Raw genomic sequence first — 15,228 nt, 5'->3', positions numbered from 1 at the left:
TCACCAGCCTCGGGCGCGCCACTCCTCAAGGTGTGGCCGCTCGGCGCCGAGTGTCGTGGGCAGTCCATGGCCAGGGTGCACCAGGGTTTCGTCCGGATAGGCGTCGAACAGTCGTTCCGACACGTCGTTCAACAGTGAAGTGAAGCGTGCAGGATCTTTCTGTGTGTTGCCGACGCCTCCCGGAAACAACGAGTCCCCACTGAAAATGTGGGCCGGCCCGTCCGGATCCTGGTACACGAAAGCAATCGAGCCAGGGGTGTGTCCACGCAGGTGGATTGCCGTGATCTCGATGTCGTCAAACCGCTCAACGTCGCCGTGACCAAGCCGGACATCCACCGGAACCGGCAACGCATCGGCGTCGTCCGCTCCTGCAGAAGTGCTGGCACCGGTAACGGTGACCAGTTTCGGCAGAGCCCGGACGTGGTCCCAGTGCTGGTGGGTGGTGGCAATCCGGACCAGTTTCCGCTTCGTGGCCGTGTCCGACGCACTGTCCTCGAGCAGTTGCTGAATGGCCGGAAGGTCGTCGGCGGCGTCGATCAACAACTGCGCACCCGTGGACTTCGAGGTCAACAGGTACACGTTGTTGTTCATCTCGCTGACGGAGATGCTGCGAATGGTGACGTCACGCAATGAGTGAATAAGCGAATCCATCGTGTCAGTCTATGCAGTTGCCGGGTTGGCCTCGCGGCCCTGTGACACCCAGTTGGGGTCGGCCGATCGTGAACCCACGACGGCGGCCGCTGCTTGGTCGAGTACCTCTAGTTGTGCTGTCCCCAGTTGCAGGGACAGCGCCCCCAGGTTCTCGTCGATCCGGTGCGTTTTACGCGTGCCGGGGATGGGAACCACGGAAATCCCAAGGCGCTGACCTTGGGCGAACAGCCAAGCCAGGGCTACCTGGGCCGGAGTTGCATCCAGCCCGCTGGCTACCTCGCGAACCGCGGCCACGACGGCCTGGTTCGCATCAAGTGCCTCGCCACCAAAACGGGGGATCTTGTGGCGGAAATCGTTCTCGCCCAGATCGCCCGCGCTGACGGTTCCTGTAAGGAAACCACGGCCCAGCGGCGAATACGGCACGAACCCCACGCCAAGTTCCTTGGCTGCAGGAACAACGTTGAGTTCAACATCCCTGCTCCAGATTGACCATTCACTCTGGACCGCGGCAATGGGATGAACGGCGTTGGCTTGCCTGAGTTCCTCGGCTGTCACTTCTGACAGCCCGAGGTGCCGGACCTTGCCCTCACGGACCAGCTCCGCCATAGCCTCCACGGTTTCCACTATCGGAACGCGGAGGTCACGGCGGTGCAGGTAGTAGAGGTCAATCACGTCAGTGTCCAGGCGGCGGAGGCTCGCTTCCGCTGCTTGCCTGATGTAGGGCGCATCCCCGCGGACTCCCGTGTACCCGTCCGCGGGGTTGCCCTCAATTCCAAACTTTGTGGCTACCTGGATCTCGTCGCGGCGCTCCTTCAAGAGCCTGCCCACGAGTTCCTCGTTGCTTCCAGCACCGTACACATCTGCGGTGTCGATGAACGTGATGCCCGCGTCCACCGCATGCTTCAGTGTTTGCAGGCCTTCTTCAGGATCGATTCCGCCGTAGACCGGGGTCAGGGCCATCCCGCCGAAGCCGAGGGGGCTGACCTTGAGGCCGTCGCCGAGTTGAACTGCAGTCATGAATTTCTCCAATGCGCGTAGGTGTTCCAGAGGGCCCTTTGTTGGCGTGAACTCTGTGGACGCGGCGGGTATTCCTGCTGGGTTCCCTGACATGGACCTTGGCCGTGTCCGCGGTGAAGCCCGATTCGGGGGCTTGCTGTGCATTCGATGGTAGGAGACGTCTAATGCGCAGCAAGCCATCGAAATGGACCAGCGCCCACCGCGGAGCTACTCGCCGGCGTGCTGCGGCTTATCGGCAGGCAGGGCCTTCAGGCCGGCAGCACAGCCCACGATTCCCGCGATGAAGAGCAGCTTCAGCGGGCTCGCGGACTCCACGCCCGTGATCATGGCCCAGCCAACAGTGAGTGCTGCGCCGATGCCCACCCACACGGCGTAGGCAGTGCCGAGGGGGATTCGTTTGACCGCGATGCCCAGTCCCAGCATGCTCAACACCGCAGTAATGGTGAAGACCACGGTTGGCGTGAGCTGTGTGAAGCCGTTGGACAAGCCCAAAGCGGTGGCCCAGACGGCTTCGAGCAGCGCTGAGGCCAAGAGGATGATCCAGAAGATTCCGTTGCCGGCGTTCTTGGTTTTGGCTGTGTTCTCAGTCATGGCTACGCCACCACCTTCAGGCCGACCACACACGCGCCGATGCCGGCAAGCAGGAGCAGTCGGGCCGTCGTCGCACGTTCAACCTTGGTGACCATCGCGTACGTCGCGGTCAGTACGACGCCGACGCCAACCCACACTGCGTAGGCCGTGCCCGTGGGGATGGACTGCATCGCGATGGCGAGTCCGGCCATGCTGGCAACAACGGACACCAGGAAGACGACGGTCGGAACGGGTTTACGGAAGCCCTTGGACCGGTGGAGCGCTGCGGCCCAGACGGCCTCGAGTGCTCCGGAAAGAATGAGAATTATCCACGACATGACATTTTCCTTTGGCCAGTCTTGTCGCATTCCGGGTACTGAACCGTCGTCCGGAGGTTCCAGAGCGGAACCTTCATTTCAGGCTAGCAACTCCCGTGCGGGGTGGCCACTTCTGGTGGTTAACGTCACCACCTCAGGCGTGGGCCTCCACGTGGTCGATCGAGATCACGGCGATGAATCCGCGGCCCGAGATTTCCGGGCTGCGGGTATCGGAGCCGACCACAGCGTCGTACCGCGACAGCTCAACAGGTTCGGCCGCGCTGGGTGCCGGGGCGTCGCCGTCGGACTCTTCCTCCACAGCCGCGCCGGGCGCAACGGTCGCCTTGCCCTCCAGCAGGACGGCAAGCTGGCCCTCGAAGACCGGGTGCGCACGCTTCTTGGAGATCTCCACGATGGACGTGTAGCCCTTGAAGGCTCCCTCCCGGGCGATGACATTCAGATCCCGGATGTTCCCGGTCGGAAGAGTGGCTCCCGACGCAGCCTCGCCCGAGAAACGGAACGGACGGTACTTCTCGAGCGGGTGCTCGGACCCGTCCACCGTGAGCAGCAGCAATTCGCCCTCGATGATGGTGATCACGCGCTCCATACCCGGGAAGACGGAGAAATCTCCGGCTTTGGAGACATCGGCGATGCTGACGCGCCAATCCCATGCCCCGTCCTGGGCTGAGGCCGCTTTCGGATGGCTGGCAAGTTCACGCGTCACCCCGCCCCCGTTGCGCCACGGTTCAGGATGGATGTCGGCATAGCGGATGATCTCCATCCAACCAGCCTAGTGGTGGACACCGCTTCTGCGTTGGCAATTCGGCTTGCTAACGTCATATGTGGAAAACGTTGCGAGATTGGCTGGAGGCACGGGAATGTTCGTCAAAGTGTGCGGCTTGAGCACGCCGGAATCCGTCCGTGAAGCCGTCGACGCCGGTGCGGACGCCGTTGGGTTCGTGCTCACTGCCAGCCCGCGCGAAGTCAGCCCGGATCAGGTGCGCATTTTGCTCCCGCTGGTTCCGGACGGTGTTCGTGCAGTGGGCGTGTTCCGGCACGAGTCCGCGGCTGATGCCGTGGCCACGGCCCGTGCGGCTGGACTCGAGTGGGTGCAGCTCCATGGCCACCGGACTGCAGACGACGTAAAAACAGTGCACGACGCCGGGCTGCGGCTCATCCGGGCCGTCACCATGGGTGCCTCACAGGACGAGTTCGCTGATCTGGGCGAGGACGTGTTCCTGGTTGACGCCGCGGTGCCGGGGTCCGGGGAGGCCTGGGACTACGCATCGGTCCGAGCCAAGGGGCTCGACGGCCGCGAGTGGCTGCTCGCCGGGGGACTGGAATCCGGCAACGTAGCCTTCGCAGCAACTGCGGCCGGCGCGTGGGGTGTGGACGTGTCCTCCGGTGTCGAGTCATCCCGCGGCGTGAAGGACCTGGCCAAGATCCGCGCGTTCGTCGAAGCAGCCAAAGCCTGACGCTCGCTCACTTCCCGCCTGCTTGAACGGATCGCTCGCTCACTTCCCGCGTGCTTGAACGGATCGCTCTCCCACTTCCCGCCTGCTTGAACGGATCGCTCTCCCACTTCCCGCGTGCTTGAACGGATCGCTCGCTCACTTCCCGCCTGCTTGTCGGTGGCACCCTCTAGACTCGCTCCCAAGAGTACGAATCACACGGATACCAGGAGTCAAGCAATGAGCACGGAACACTTCACCCTGACCATGAGCCGCGAGTTTGATGCCCCGCGTGAGAAGGTTTTCGACGCCTGGATGGAGCCGGACAAGCTTGCGCAGTGGTTCGGACCCGTGGAAGTGGAAGCTCCGCGCGAGAAAATCATCGTTGAGCCGCGGGTGGGCGGCATCTGGCAGGTGGTCATGGTGTGGTCGGACGAGGACGGCGAGCAGGAAGCCCCCATTGAAGCCGTGATCACGGAACTGGAAACCCCGGCTCTTCTGGTCGCTAAAGCCAAAGCCGCTCCGGACGCCGATCACGAGTTCGAGGAGATGCGCCTGGAATTCGAGGACCTCAACGGCCGTACCCGTATGAACGTCACGCAGGGACCGTTTGAATCCCAGGAGTGGGTGGACATGACCCGCGATGGCTGGAACACCTCGTTCGACAAGCTGGACCAACTGCTGGCCTGAGCCGCGCAGAAACACATCCACGGGTCAGGGAAGAATCAGGGCAGACCCCTAGGCTTTTTGTCAGGCCCACAGGGGAGAATGGGAATTATGAAAACGCTCCTTAACATCATCTGGCTCGTCTTTGGTGGGTTCTGGCTGGCCTTGGGTTACTTCGCGGCAGGCATCATTTGCTGCGTGCTCATCGTGACCATCCCGTGGGGCATCGCTTCGTTCCGGATCGGTGCTTACTGCCTGTGGCCCTTCGGTCAAATGGTGGTGGAGAAGCCGGGCGGTGCCGGGGTGTTCGCGCTCCTCGGTAACGTGATCTGGCTGCTCGTTGCGGGCATCTGGATCGCGATCGGTCACGTGGTCACCGCGTTTGCCATGGCCATCACCATCATTGGGATTCCGCTGGCCATCGCCAACCTGAAGCTCATCCCGGTCTCCTTGATGCCGCTGGGCAAGCAGATCGTCCCCACCAACCAGCCGTTCGTCAGCACCTACCGCTAGGCAAAACCGTCCATTTAGACGACTCGCTGCAGTGCGGACGATTCCTACCGTCCAATCTGCAGCGGAGCGTCTAATCGGGGAGGGCCATGCCCTGAAAGGCTCCGTCTTTGAGGAGGGCCACCACGGAACTGCCGTCCAACTCCGCCGCGATGCTGACATCGTCCGCAAAACCGCCGTCGATCAGTTCGCGTCCACTGGAACAGCCCCGAAGAATGGCGCCCAGCCGGGGCTCGGCGGCGTCGAAGGCCGCCGCAGCAGCCGCCGCCTCCGGGGAGAGACTTCGGCGCCCGGTCGCTGCCAGCCCGGCGATGAACGCGCCCGCCCCCAACTGATCCTCCAACGCCGGCCGCAACGCCCCGTCCGTCCACTTTTCACCCGCCGCGATCACGGCAATTACGGCCTCTGGGGGCAAGGTGGCGCGGACCCAGTCGGCAGTCGCTGCGGCATTCCGGAGCGAGACCGCCACCACCTGGCGAGCCGATGACGCAAGCTCGTGGCTGATGGTCGACCCGTTGGGAGAGGGGAGAACCACGCGATCCAGCACGCGGGCCCGGCGGAGGCTGGACGGCGACAAGCTCAGGCCTTCAGTATCCCGGGGTCCCGCGAGCAAAGCATCATGTCGGGCCGCGAACTCACCCGCCGAGGCGTCATGCCAGCGGTAGGGAAACACCATCGCCCCGCGGTCCACCGCAACACTCACGCACGTGGTGAACGACAGGACGTCAACCACCACCGCAAGGTCGGCTCCGGGCACTACCGCGCGGGCGCCGTCGAGCCCCCATTCGAACCGGACAGCGTACGGAAGCTGCCGCTGCGGTGCACCAGGTTCGCTGTCGGAACCGCTCACGCGAGTTCCGCCGCGAGGTTGCGGCGCGCGGCGTCGAGCCACAGCGTTTTGGCTCGTTCGCCATGGAACAGCGGATCAAGTCCCAGAAGATGACGTACGACGGCGGCGCGCCCCTTTGCGAAGTCGGCGTCGCTGACGTGAGTGTAGTCTTCGCGGACGGCCGCCAGGTAGCGTGCATAGGCTTGCTCGTCGCCACCGAGGACGGAGAGATCGGCGTCGCAGAGCAGGGCGCCGGCATGGTCACCGGGCTCGGGGGAGTGCGAGGACGTGAGCCGGACCAGCCGCGCCACTTCGGCCACATCGGCGGGGGAAAGCCCCGCGGCTGTCAGCCGGTCCTCGGCCAACAGAGCTGAGTCTTCCTCATCCTGGCCGGCCACACCTTCATAAACAGCGTCGTGAAACCACGCGGCCAAGGAGACGGTCCGTGCAGGCAGGGCTGGTTCGGTGAGAACGTCCAGGGCCTCAAGAACTGCCAGAAGGTGGGTGCGGCTGTGATACTTCCGGCCGTCCTCGCCCCACCGTTCCAGGAGTTCGAGGCCCAACTCCTCGTGGCCGGGAAAGATGCTGTTCCACCGTTCCATGAGCGGGACCGTCAAGGCTTTGCTCCGTTCCCGCGCAGGAATCCGCAGCCCGCTGGCAATGAGTTTACGGACCAGGATCCGAGCCTCAACGGGGATGGCGCCGGCGAGGACCAGGTCGTCGTACCGCCGTTCGGGAACGTCGTAGTGGTCTCCGTCGAAGGCCCTCTCCGGAACCCCGGCAGCGGCTGCGAAAGCATGAAGCTCATCCAGCGATGAATCCGATACCAGATGCGAAAAAACGGTCCCGTGCGCTGGCCACAAGGGCGGATCGATGTAGACGGCCATTGCCAAAGTGTAGTCCCAAGCGATCCTTCCCAGTTGCCGGCCGTCGGGACGTCTACCGCCGTGCTGCCGCCCCGGAAATTCGGGCTTCACTGCCCGTACTGTTCACGGCAACTGGGAAGGAGCCTAGGAAAATCTCAGCGCTCGGCGGGCAGGATGTTCTGGTTGCCGCGGAACACGTTATCCGGATCGAACTGACCTTTCACCTTGGACAGCCGCCGGTAGTTCTGTTCGCCGTAGGCAGCCATGATGCGGTCCTGGCCTTCGTCGCCGATGAAGTTCAGCCACACGCCGCCCGTGGTGTGGGGAGCGATGTCTTGCCTGAATTGCTTCACCCACGCTTTGGCCTCTTGCCCGCCCTCCCTTGTTTCGGACAGGCCGAACGGATGGCTGACCCATGCTGCGCCGCGGTGTTGCAGCGGTGTGTTCGCCGCAGCGGGCCCAGCCACTGCTCCGCCCCAACGTGCCACCAACTGCTGGGAGTTCGGTCCCGGAAGGCGTTGGGCCGAGTCCACCAGCACGTCCAGGGCGTCGTCAGAGAGTTCGTTGTGATAGTCCGCGCTCCAATAGTTGTAATGGTCCGGAGGGTCATCGATCATGCATTGGAAGTCTGCGTAACCCATGGGCGCCACCAGGTCCACACTCGGACCGAGCTCCTTGAACGGTTTGGCGTGTTCCTCGCCTGCCTCGACATCGCCGGCATGGATGTAGGCCATGCCGACGGCGAGTTTGCCCACCATGTCCTCCGGGACGAATTCTTCGGGTGGAGCGGTGAGGTACACGAGTGCTGTCCCTACGGCGTCGGGCGCGTCAAGGGCGAGTTGGCGGTAGGCCCGGGACAAATCCATGGCATCCTCACCAGGAAACAGCATCAGGCCAGCCATCACGGTGGGGCCGACGTCGTGCAGTTTGAAGGTCAGGGACGTTGCCACTCCGAAGTTCCCGCCACCGCCGTGGAGTGCCCAGAACAACTCGGGGTTTTCGCCCGGGCTGGCGGTCACCCGGTCTCCGGACGCTGTGACCAGGTCCACCGAAAGCAGGTTGTCGCATGCGAAGCCGTAGGACCGCTCCAGCCACCCGGAGCCCCCGCCCAAGGTGAAGCCGGAGACGCCCGTTGTGGAAGCACGGCCGCCGGTCACTGCCAAACCGTACTGCTGGGTTGCGCGGTCGAACTCGCCCCACGTGAGCCCGGCACCCGCTGTAGCGGTCTTCGCCTCTGTGTTGACGCTGATGGACTTCATCGGGCGTACATCGACCACCAGCCCGCCATCATTGGTGGACATGCCCGCCACCGAATGGCCGCCGGAACGAACCGCGACATCCAGATTGTGGTTGTGCGCGTATCTGAGTGCCTCAGCAACCTCGCCGGGATCAGAACATTTGGCGATCACCGCCGGCCTGCGGTCGATCATCGCGTTGAAGAGTTTCCGGGCCTCGTCATAGGTGGGGTTGTCCGGTCGAATCCATTCCATGGGACGCTCCTTCGCGCCTAAGACTCTCTCCCTAGAACAGGGTACGGCGGCGGGTCCTTTGGTGCTAGAGCACAACGGGGCACGACGACGGCGGCCCACCACTTCGCGCGCCGCGCACCAGTGCTGACGGTTGCGCCATGCGGCAAAGGGTGCGCCGAGGCCCTGGGTAGTCACATTTCGTTTGCGTTGAGATTGTGATGCCAAAGCCGCAAATACGGACCTACACTCATTCCATGCCGCAAATACGAATCTCCGAAGCCGCACGCTTCCTCGGTGTCAGCGACGATACTGTGAGGCGCTGGACGGAAAACGGAACGCTGACCGCCCAGAAGGACCCGGCCGGGCGCCTCGCAGTGGATGGCTTGGAACTCGCAACGCTTGCCCGCGAGCAATCACACCTTCCCGACGATCCCTCCCGGACAGGAAGTTCAGCCCGGAACCGGTTCGTTGGCTTGGTCACGGGGATCACCGCGGACAAGGTCATGGCGCAAGTGGAGCTTCAATGCGGGCCTTTCCGGGTGGTGTCACTCATGAGCAGTGAAGCCGTCACCGAGCTCGGCCTGGAACTTGGTTCGGTAGCCACCGCCGTGGTCAAGGCCACCACGGTCATCATCGAGACTCCTCAGGGAAAGAGCATCGTATGAGCCTCACCCGTAAGCCCCTCATCGGCCTGATGCTTGCAGGCGCCCTTGCTGCCAGCCTGGCGGGCTGCGCTTCAGGCACGCCAGTCCCTGCTACCAGCGGCAGTGGCACGTTGGGGCAGCTGTCCGGAGAGATCACCGTTTTCGCCGCAGCATCCCTGAAAACGACCTTCACTCAATTGGCCGAAGACTTCGAAGCCAAGAACCCGGGCACCACGGTGAATCTGAGCTTCGCCGGCTCCTCCGACCTGGTCACGCAGATCACCCAGGGCGCCCCCGCCGACGTGTTCGCCTCAGCCGACACCAAGAACATGGCCAAGCTTGCCGATGCCAAACTCGTGGACGGTACGGCGACCGACTTCGCCACCAACGTCCTCGAGATTGCCGTCCCACCCAGCAATCCGGCGTCGATCTCTTCCTTTGCCGACTTGGCCAAACCCGGAGTCAAGGTGGTCACCTGCGCGAGTCAGGTGCCCTGTGGGGCAGCCGCGGACGCCGTTGAGAAGGCAACCGGAACCACCTTGATCCCGGTCAGCGAGGAATCGTCCGTGACCGATGTCCTGGGTAAGGTGACCTCCCAGGAAGCCGACGCGGGCCTGGTCTATGTCACTGACGTCAAGGGAGCCGGCGACAAGGTCGAGGGCATCCCCTTCCCGGAATCAGACCAAGCCGTCAACACCTACCCCATCGCCACAGTGGGTACCAGCAAGAACAAGGCGTTGGCGGCGGCATTCATTGCCATGGTCACCGGCGACGACGGCAAGAAGATCCTGGGCGACGCCGGCTTCGGCACGCCGTAGCGGACCGGGAACGCTGATGAGACGAGACACGTCCGGGTACAACGGCATCCCGCGGTGGATCTATGCCGTGGCCGCTGTTGGAGGACTGCTGGTGGTCCTGCCGTTGGTGGCAATGCTGGCCAAGGTCAATTGGCCGCAGTTCATCCCACTCATCACCTCGGACTCCTCGCTCGCAGCACTGAGCCTGAGCCTGCGGACCTCGGCTGCCAGTACGGTGCTCTGCATCGTGCTGGGCGTTCCTTTGGCGTTGGTGTTGGCGCGCGGCGACTTTAGGGGCCAGCGGTTGCTGAGGGCGTTTGTCCTCTTACCACTGGTGCTGCCGCCCGTCGTCGGGGGCATCGCGTTGCTGTACACCTTTGGACGACAGGGCCTGCTGGGAAAATCCCTGGAGGTGGCCGGCATCCAGATCGCCTTCTCCACCACGGCGGTGGTCCTGGCTCAGACCTTCGTGGCCCTGCCGTTCCTGGTGGTCAGCCTGGAAGGAGCACTGCGATCCGCCGGAAACAAATACGAAGCCGTCGCGGCGACACTCGGGGCGCGACCCACCACGGTCCTCCGTCGTGTGACGCTGCCACTGGTCCTGCCGGGGCTCGCGTCAGGCGCGGTGTTGTCCTTCGCACGCAGCTTGGGCGAATTCGGAGCCACCCTGACCTTCGCGGGAAGCCTGGAAGGTGTCACCCGCACGTTGCCGTTGGAGATCTATCTGCAGCGCGAGACCGACGCCGATGCCGCCGTCGCACTGTCCTTGGTGTTGGTGGCGGTGGCGGTTGCCGTGGTGGGGCTCAGCTACGGCCGCCGGCAGAGCAGTAATCGCATGGAGGTCCCATCGTGAGCTTCGAACTGCAGGCCAGCCTCGGCGCCAGAAACTTCGACATGTCCCTCAGCCTTCACGACGCTGAGACGGTTGCCATCCTTGGCCCCAACGGGGCCGGGAAGTCGACGCTGTTGGGTGTGATCGCCGGCCTGCTTCGACCGGATTCCGGGGCGGCGACGATGCGCACAGCGAAAAACGGTGAACGGGCATTGTTCAACCTCGACGGCGGTACTCACTTGTGGAGCCCACCGCACCTCAGGGGGACTGCTTTGCTGGCCCAGGAAGCGCTGCTGTTTCCCCACCTGAACGCATTGGACAACGTGGCGTTCGGACCGCGCAGTGCGGGGGCTTCGAAGGCGGACGCACGGGAAACTGCCCGGCATTGGCTGGCGGAGGTTGATGCCTTGCCCCTGGCCGACAGGAAGCCCGCCCAATTGTCCGGCGGGCAGGCCCAACGCGTCGCAGTCGCCCGAGCCTTGGCAGCCGAACCGGAACTCCTCCTTCTTGACGAGCCCATGGCTGCGCTGGATATCCACGCGGCTCCCTTGCTGCGCCGCGTGCTCAAAAGGGTGCTCCAGGACCGCAAAGCCATCATTGTCACGCACGACGTCCTGGATGCCTACATGCTTGCCGATCGCGTCATCGTGGTGGAAAACGGAAGGATCGCCGAGCAAGGCCCTACGCGCCAGGTCCTTGAAAAGCCCAGAAGCCACTTCGCAGCCGGCTTGGCAGGGCTCAACCTCGTTGCCGGCACCCTCAGTGAGGACAGGATTACGACGCCGGATGGCCGGGTTTTTGCCGGCCAGCATGATCCCGGATGGTCACCCCAGTCCGGCCAGGCAGGCGTGGCAGCGTTCCCGCCGTCGAGCGTTTCCGTTTTTCCCGGTGAGGTGCACGGCAGCCCGCGCAACTCCTTTCCCGTGGTCATCACGGACCTTGAACCGCACGGCGACCAGATCAGGGTGCGCGCAAGCCTGGGGCACGCTGCGCAGGTCCTTTCCGCCGACATCACCCCGGCCGCCTCTGCCGATCTGGGCCTGGTGCCTGGCATGGAGGTGAGGTTCGTAGTCAAGTCCGCGCTGGTCTCGCTGTACCCGGCGTGAAGTTCAGTCCCGGTACATCCGCTCGGCGTAAGACGGTCCGTAGTAGGACTCCAGCTCTTCCAGCGGTGTCTCCGGCTGGGTGTAGGCCTTGGACAGGACCGCGATGCTGGGCAGCCCTTCCGGTTCCCAGGTTTCAGGCTGCCACAAGCCGCTGCGCATGAAGGCTTTGCCGCAGTGCGTGAAGACTTCGTCAATGGTGACCACGATGGCGGCGCGGGGTCGATGTCCCTTGACCACCATGTGATCGAAGAAATCGGCATCCCGGACAATCTGCGCCGTGCCGTTGATCCGCAAGGTGTCCGTCCGGCCGGGGACTACGGACAGAATGCCGACGTTGGGGTTCTCCAGGATGTTGTGGAAACCGAAGGCAAGCTTGTTTCCGGGCCGCTCGGGGATGGCAATGGTCTGGTGGTCCAGGACGTGGATGAATCCTGCGGGGTCCCCTTTGGGAGAGGCGTCCACGCGACCCTGGGCGTCCGTGGTGGACACCACGCAAAAGGGGCTCGCGGCCAGCCACTGCAGATCGAACTCGCTAAGTGAAGTACGCACCTTTTTTCGTGTGCGATCGAGGGGCAGGCCTATGAGTTCTTCGAGTTCGTCCGCGCTTGAAATGGTCTCCATGGCCCCAGCCTACGGGTGCGGGAGCTGCCTGTTATTCACATAGCTATGGTTTTATCTGGACACTGGTTTCGCCGTGGGCAAACATGGAACACAGTGGGCCGGAAATCAAAGTTGAGCGTAGTAGACTCAACTTTGAAAGCATCGGATCCACTCCAGAAAGGGAGCACTCTTTGGACGTCAAATTCACCACCAAAAGCCAGGAGGCCCTTTCTGCGGCCGCCATGAATGCCTCGACTGCCGGCAACCCGCAGCTTGAGCCCGCGCACCTGTTGAAGGCGCTGATGGACCAGCGTGAAGGCGTTGCTGTGGCCCTGCTGCGAGCCACTGGCGCCGATCCTGATGCCGTGAGCGTGCAGGCCAGCTCGGCCATCAAGGCGCTGCCGGCGTCCTCGGGCAGTTCCGTCCAGCAGGCGCAGTTGTCGCGCCAATCCATGCAGGCCATCCAGGCTGCCCAGAACGAGGCCGACAAACTCGGCGACTCCTTCGTCTCCACTGAACATCTGCTGTTGGGCCTCTCGGCCGGAAGTGACGCCGTCGGAAAGCTAATGCGCGACGCCGGTGCCTCCCATGAGGCGCTGCTTGCCGCCTTGCCGGGTGTCCGGGGGGACAGGAACGTCAACTCGCCGGACCCTGAGAATACGTTCCAGGCGCTGGAGAAGTTCGGTACCGACCTTACTGCCGTGGCGCGCTCCGGCAAGCTGGATCCGGTCATCGGGCGCGACAGCGAGATCCGCCGTGTTGTCCAGGTCCTGAGCCGCCGTACCAAGAACAACCCCGTCCTCATCGGTGAGCCCGGCGTTGGCAAGACAGCCGTCGTTGAGGGCTTGGCCCAGCGCATGGTGGCCGGTGACGTCCCGGAGAGCCTGCGCGGCAAGACGCTCATCGCCCTGGACCTCGCCTCCATGGTGGCCGGCGCAAAGTATCGTGGCGAGTTCGAGGAGCGCCTGAAAGCTGTCCTTGAGGAGATCAAGAACTCCAACGGCCAGATCGTCACGTTCATCGACGAAATCCACACGGTAGTAGGAGCCGGCGCCACTGGCGAGAGCGCCATGGATGCAGGCAACATGCTCAAACCCATGCTGGCCCGCGGAGAGCTTCGCCTCATCGGTGCCACCACCTTGGACGAGTACCGGGAGAACATTGAGAAGGACCCCGCGCTGGAGCGCCGCTTCCAACAGGTCTACGTGGGCGAGCCCAGCGTGGAGGACACCATCGGTATCCTCCGCGGCCTGAAGGAGCGCTACGAGGCGCACCACAAGGTAGCCATCGCCGACTCGGCGTTGGTGGCCGCAGCGACGCTGTCCAACCGCTATATCTCCGGACGCCAGCTCCCGGACAAGGCCATCGACCTCGTGGATGAGGCCGCGTCCCGGCTCCGCATGGAAATCGATTCCGCGCCGGAGGAAATCGACCAGCTCCGCCGCGCCGTCGACCGTTTGACCATGGAAGAGCTGGCTCTGCAAGGCGAGACCGATCCCGCATCGGTGGAACGGCTGGCTGCCCTCCGCGCGGACAAAGCCGACAAAAACGAGGAACTCAGCGCCCTGAATGCGCGCTGGGAAGCTGAGAAAGCCGGGCTCAACCGCGTGGGCGACCTCAAGGCGAAAATCGACGAACTGCGTTCCGCGGCGGACAAGTCCCAGCGCGAAGGCGACCTCGAATCGGCGTCGCGGATCCTTTACGGGGAGCTGCCCGCCCTGGAACGTGAGCTGAGCGCCGCTGCAGAGGAGGAGTCGGCCCGGAGCGAGTCAAAGCCCGAGTTGATGGTTGCTGAAGACGTGACGGCTGACGATATCGCCGAGGTGATCTCCGCTTGGACGGGCATCCCTGCCGGGCGCATGCTGCAAGGAGAGTCGCAGAAGCTGCTCCACATGGAAGAGGAGCTTGGTAAACGTCTGATCGGGCAGAGTAAGGCTGTGCAGGCTGTGTCCGATGCTGTGCGCCGTGCCCGCGCAGGCATCAGCGATCCCAATCGCCCCACGGGTTCGTTCCTGTTCCTTGGCCCCACCGGCGTCGGTAAGACGGAGCTGGCAAAGGCCCTGGCGGACTTCCTCTTTGACGACGAACGCGCCATGATCCGGATCGACATGTCCGAGTACAGCGAGAAGCACTCGGTGGCCCGTCTGGTGGGTGCCCCTCCCGGATACGTGGGCTATGAGGAGGGTGGCCAGCTGACCGAGGCTGTGCGGCGCAGGCCGTATTCCGTGGTGCTGCTGGACGAGGTGGAGAAGGCCCACCCGGAGGTCTTCGACATCCTCCTGCAGGTCCTCGACGACGGCCGCCTCACCGACGGTCAGGGCCGCACCGTGGACTTCCGCAACACCATCCTGGTGCTGACGTCCAACTCCGGAAGCCAGTTCCTGGTAGACCCCACCATGGACGCCAAGGCCAAGCGCGAGGCTGTCATGGCTGTGGTGCAGGCATCCTTCAAGCCTGAATTCCTGAACCGCCTGGACGAGATCGTGCTCTTCGATCCACTCTCCGTGGAGGAACTGGCCCGGATCGTGGAGCTCCACGTGGCCGAGCTCAGCAACCGACTCCGGGATCGCCGCTTGAGCCTGGAAGTTTCGGACGGAGCACGTGCCTGGTTGGCCATGTCCGGGTTCGATCCCGCCTACGGTGCCCGGCCGCTGCGCAGGCTCGTCCAGCGGGAGATCGGCGACCGCCTCGCCAAAGAGATCCTCGCCGGTGAAATCAACGACGGAGACACCGTGTTGGTGGACACCGCAGCCGACCTGGACGAGCTCACGGTTGAGGGCTTCGAGGCACTGACCGGCCCCGACGGCGGCGCTCCGGTAGGAACGGGGCTCACCGTCCGCCGGAAGTAGGGTCCGCAGGAAGTAAGGCTCGCAGGAAGTAGCCCGCCGGATGCAAGTGCAGCC

The 15,228-nt window shown here is 63.9% G+C and carries 17 protein-coding genes and 1 riboswitch; of the genes, 8 read left to right on the top strand and 9 right to left on the bottom strand.

The window, feature by feature from the left end; all coding sequences use genetic code 11:
* The 5 genes from CGK93_RS19930 to CGK93_RS19910 form a co-directional block, all read right to left on the bottom strand.
* The gene (locus CGK93_RS19930) at window positions 1–651 is read right to left on the bottom strand and encodes an MBL fold metallo-hydrolase (RefSeq protein ID WP_089596310.1); all 651 of its coding nucleotides are present in this window, start codon (window positions 649–651) and stop codon (window positions 1–3) included.
* A gap of 9 nt (window positions 652–660) precedes the next feature.
* The gene (locus CGK93_RS19925; RefSeq protein ID WP_089596309.1) at window positions 661–1,668 is read right to left on the bottom strand and encodes an aldo/keto reductase; all 1,008 of its coding nucleotides are present in this window, start codon (window positions 1,666–1,668) and stop codon (window positions 661–663) included.
* Window positions 1,669–1,875: 207 nt separating this feature from the next.
* Window positions 1,876–2,259 carry a DMT family transporter gene (locus CGK93_RS19920; protein ID WP_089596308.1) on the bottom strand — a complete coding sequence of 128 codons (384 nt, stop codon included), beginning with the start codon at window positions 2,257–2,259 and terminating at the stop codon, window positions 1,876–1,878.
* Between the two features lie 2 nt (window positions 2,260–2,261).
* The gene (locus CGK93_RS19915) at window positions 2,262–2,576 is read right to left on the bottom strand and encodes a DMT family transporter (RefSeq protein WP_089596307.1); all 315 of its coding nucleotides are present in this window, start codon (window positions 2,574–2,576) and stop codon (window positions 2,262–2,264) included.
* A gap of 10 nt (window positions 2,577–2,586) precedes the next feature.
* Window positions 2,587–2,652, bottom strand: a riboswitch (guanidine-III (ykkC-III) riboswitch).
* 57 nt (window positions 2,653–2,709) lie between these two features.
* Window positions 2,710–3,336: a HutD/Ves family protein gene (locus CGK93_RS19910; protein WP_089596306.1), complete on the bottom strand. Its 627-nt coding sequence runs from the start codon at window positions 3,334–3,336 to the stop codon at window positions 2,710–2,712.
* Window positions 3,337–3,433: 97 nt separating this feature from the next.
* Here CGK93_RS19910 and CGK93_RS19905 point away from each other — a divergent pair, with 97 nt between their 5' ends.
* From CGK93_RS19905 to CGK93_RS19895, 3 genes are all read left to right on the top strand, one after another.
* Window positions 3,434–4,030, top strand: a complete 597-nt coding sequence (locus CGK93_RS19905) for a phosphoribosylanthranilate isomerase (RefSeq protein WP_089596305.1) — start codon at window positions 3,434–3,436, stop codon at window positions 4,028–4,030.
* 216 nt (window positions 4,031–4,246) lie between these two features.
* Window positions 4,247–4,696, top strand: a complete 450-nt coding sequence (locus CGK93_RS19900; RefSeq protein ID WP_089596304.1) for an SRPBCC family protein — start codon at window positions 4,247–4,249, stop codon at window positions 4,694–4,696.
* Between the two features lie 87 nt (window positions 4,697–4,783).
* Window positions 4,784–5,185: a YccF domain-containing protein gene (locus CGK93_RS19895; protein ID WP_011776159.1), complete on the top strand. Its 402-nt coding sequence runs from the start codon at window positions 4,784–4,786 to the stop codon at window positions 5,183–5,185.
* 70 nt (window positions 5,186–5,255) lie between these two features.
* Here CGK93_RS19895 and CGK93_RS19890 read toward each other — a convergent pair whose 3' ends face one another.
* The 3 genes from CGK93_RS19890 to CGK93_RS19880 all read right to left on the bottom strand — a co-directional run bounded on the left by CGK93_RS19890 (window position 5,256) and on the right by CGK93_RS19880 (window position 8,367).
* Window positions 5,256–6,032, bottom strand: coding sequence for a 2-phosphosulfolactate phosphatase (locus CGK93_RS19890; protein ID WP_089596303.1), 777 nt, complete (start codon window positions 6,030–6,032; stop codon window positions 5,256–5,258).
* Entirely contained in the window at window positions 6,029–6,898 is an 870-nt protein-coding gene (locus CGK93_RS19885) for a DUF4031 domain-containing protein (protein WP_089596302.1), read from the bottom strand. The genes CGK93_RS19890 and CGK93_RS19885 overlap by 4 nt, the downstream gene beginning before the upstream one ends.
* A 134-nt stretch (window positions 6,899–7,032) precedes the next feature.
* Window positions 7,033–8,367: an FAD-binding oxidoreductase gene (locus tag CGK93_RS19880; protein ID WP_089596301.1), complete on the bottom strand. Its 1,335-nt coding sequence runs from the start codon at window positions 8,365–8,367 to the stop codon at window positions 7,033–7,035.
* 233 nt (window positions 8,368–8,600) lie between these two features.
* On the opposite strand from CGK93_RS19880, the gene CGK93_RS19875 reads away from it, so the two are divergent.
* The 4 genes from CGK93_RS19875 to CGK93_RS19860 are packed head-to-tail and all read left to right on the top strand — an operon-like array spanning window position 8,601 to window position 11,725.
* Entirely contained in the window at window positions 8,601–9,011 is a 411-nt protein-coding gene (locus CGK93_RS19875; RefSeq protein ID WP_089596300.1) for a TOBE domain-containing protein, read from the top strand.
* Window positions 9,008–9,808: a molybdate ABC transporter substrate-binding protein gene (modA, locus tag CGK93_RS19870; RefSeq protein ID WP_089596299.1), complete on the top strand. Its 801-nt coding sequence runs from the start codon at window positions 9,008–9,010 to the stop codon at window positions 9,806–9,808. Before CGK93_RS19875 ends, modA begins: the two co-directional genes overlap by 4 nt.
* Before the next feature lie 16 nt (window positions 9,809–9,824).
* Entirely contained in the window at window positions 9,825–10,640 is an 816-nt protein-coding gene (locus tag CGK93_RS19865; RefSeq protein WP_198318276.1) for an ABC transporter permease, read from the top strand.
* Window positions 10,637–11,725 (top strand): sulfate/molybdate ABC transporter ATP-binding protein, encoded by a 1,089-nt coding sequence (locus CGK93_RS19860; RefSeq protein WP_089596298.1) that lies wholly within the window; start codon window positions 10,637–10,639, stop codon window positions 11,723–11,725. Before CGK93_RS19865 ends, CGK93_RS19860 begins: the two co-directional genes overlap by 4 nt.
* 3 nt (window positions 11,726–11,728) lie before the next feature.
* Here CGK93_RS19860 and CGK93_RS19855 read toward each other — a convergent pair whose 3' ends face one another.
* Window positions 11,729–12,346, bottom strand: coding sequence for a pyridoxamine 5'-phosphate oxidase family protein (locus tag CGK93_RS19855; RefSeq protein WP_089596297.1), 618 nt, complete (start codon window positions 12,344–12,346; stop codon window positions 11,729–11,731).
* A 170-nt stretch (window positions 12,347–12,516) separates the two neighbouring features.
* On the opposite strand from CGK93_RS19855, the gene clpB reads away from it, so the two are divergent.
* Window positions 12,517–15,174, top strand: a complete 2,658-nt coding sequence (gene clpB / locus CGK93_RS19850) for an ATP-dependent chaperone ClpB (protein WP_089596296.1) — start codon at window positions 12,517–12,519, stop codon at window positions 15,172–15,174.
* The last annotated feature ends 54 nt before the right edge of the window (window positions 15,175–15,228 follow it).

Source organism: Arthrobacter sp. YN (genome assembly GCF_002224285.1).
Taxonomy (GTDB): Bacteria; Actinomycetota; Actinomycetes; order Actinomycetales; family Micrococcaceae; genus Arthrobacter.
The sequence above is the reverse complement of the archived record's forward strand: the minus strand, read 5'-3'. Positions and strand labels throughout refer to the sequence as shown.

Bases quoted from the DNA above. Each gene is read 5' to 3' on its own strand.
- modA (WP_089596299.1), top strand. From the start codon at position 9,008: ATGAGCCTCACCCGTAAGCCCCTCATCGGCCTGATGCTTGCAGGCGCC.
- CGK93_RS19910 (WP_089596306.1), bottom strand. From the start codon at position 3,336: ATGGAGATCATCCGCTATGCCGACATCCATCCTGAACCGTGGCGCAAC.
- CGK93_RS19885 (WP_089596302.1), bottom strand. From the start codon at position 6,898: ATGGCCGTCTACATCGATCCGCCCTTGTGGCCAGCGCACGGGACCGTT.
- CGK93_RS19875 (WP_089596300.1), top strand. From the start codon at position 8,601: ATGCCGCAAATACGAATCTCCGAAGCCGCACGCTTCCTCGGTGTCAGC.
- CGK93_RS19920 (WP_089596308.1), bottom strand. From the start codon at position 2,259: ATGACTGAGAACACAGCCAAAACCAAGAACGCCGGCAACGGAATCTTC.
- CGK93_RS19905 (WP_089596305.1), top strand. From the start codon at position 3,434: ATGTTCGTCAAAGTGTGCGGCTTGAGCACGCCGGAATCCGTCCGTGAA.
- CGK93_RS19895 (WP_011776159.1), top strand. From the start codon at position 4,784: ATGAAAACGCTCCTTAACATCATCTGGCTCGTCTTTGGTGGGTTCTGG.
- CGK93_RS19925 (WP_089596309.1), bottom strand. From the start codon at position 1,668: ATGACTGCAGTTCAACTCGGCGACGGCCTCAAGGTCAGCCCCCTCGGC.
- CGK93_RS19930 (WP_089596310.1), bottom strand. From the start codon at position 651: ATGGATTCGCTTATTCACTCATTGCGTGACGTCACCATTCGCAGCATC.
- CGK93_RS19900 (WP_089596304.1), top strand. From the start codon at position 4,247: ATGAGCACGGAACACTTCACCCTGACCATGAGCCGCGAGTTTGATGCC.
- CGK93_RS19865 (WP_198318276.1), top strand. From the start codon at position 9,825: ATGAGACGAGACACGTCCGGGTACAACGGCATCCCGCGGTGGATCTAT.
- CGK93_RS19855 (WP_089596297.1), bottom strand. From the start codon at position 12,346: ATGGAGACCATTTCAAGCGCGGACGAACTCGAAGAACTCATAGGCCTG.
- CGK93_RS19915 (WP_089596307.1), bottom strand. From the start codon at position 2,576: ATGTCGTGGATAATTCTCATTCTTTCCGGAGCACTCGAGGCCGTCTGG.
- CGK93_RS19880 (WP_089596301.1), bottom strand. From the start codon at position 8,367: ATGGAATGGATTCGACCGGACAACCCCACCTATGACGAGGCCCGGAAA.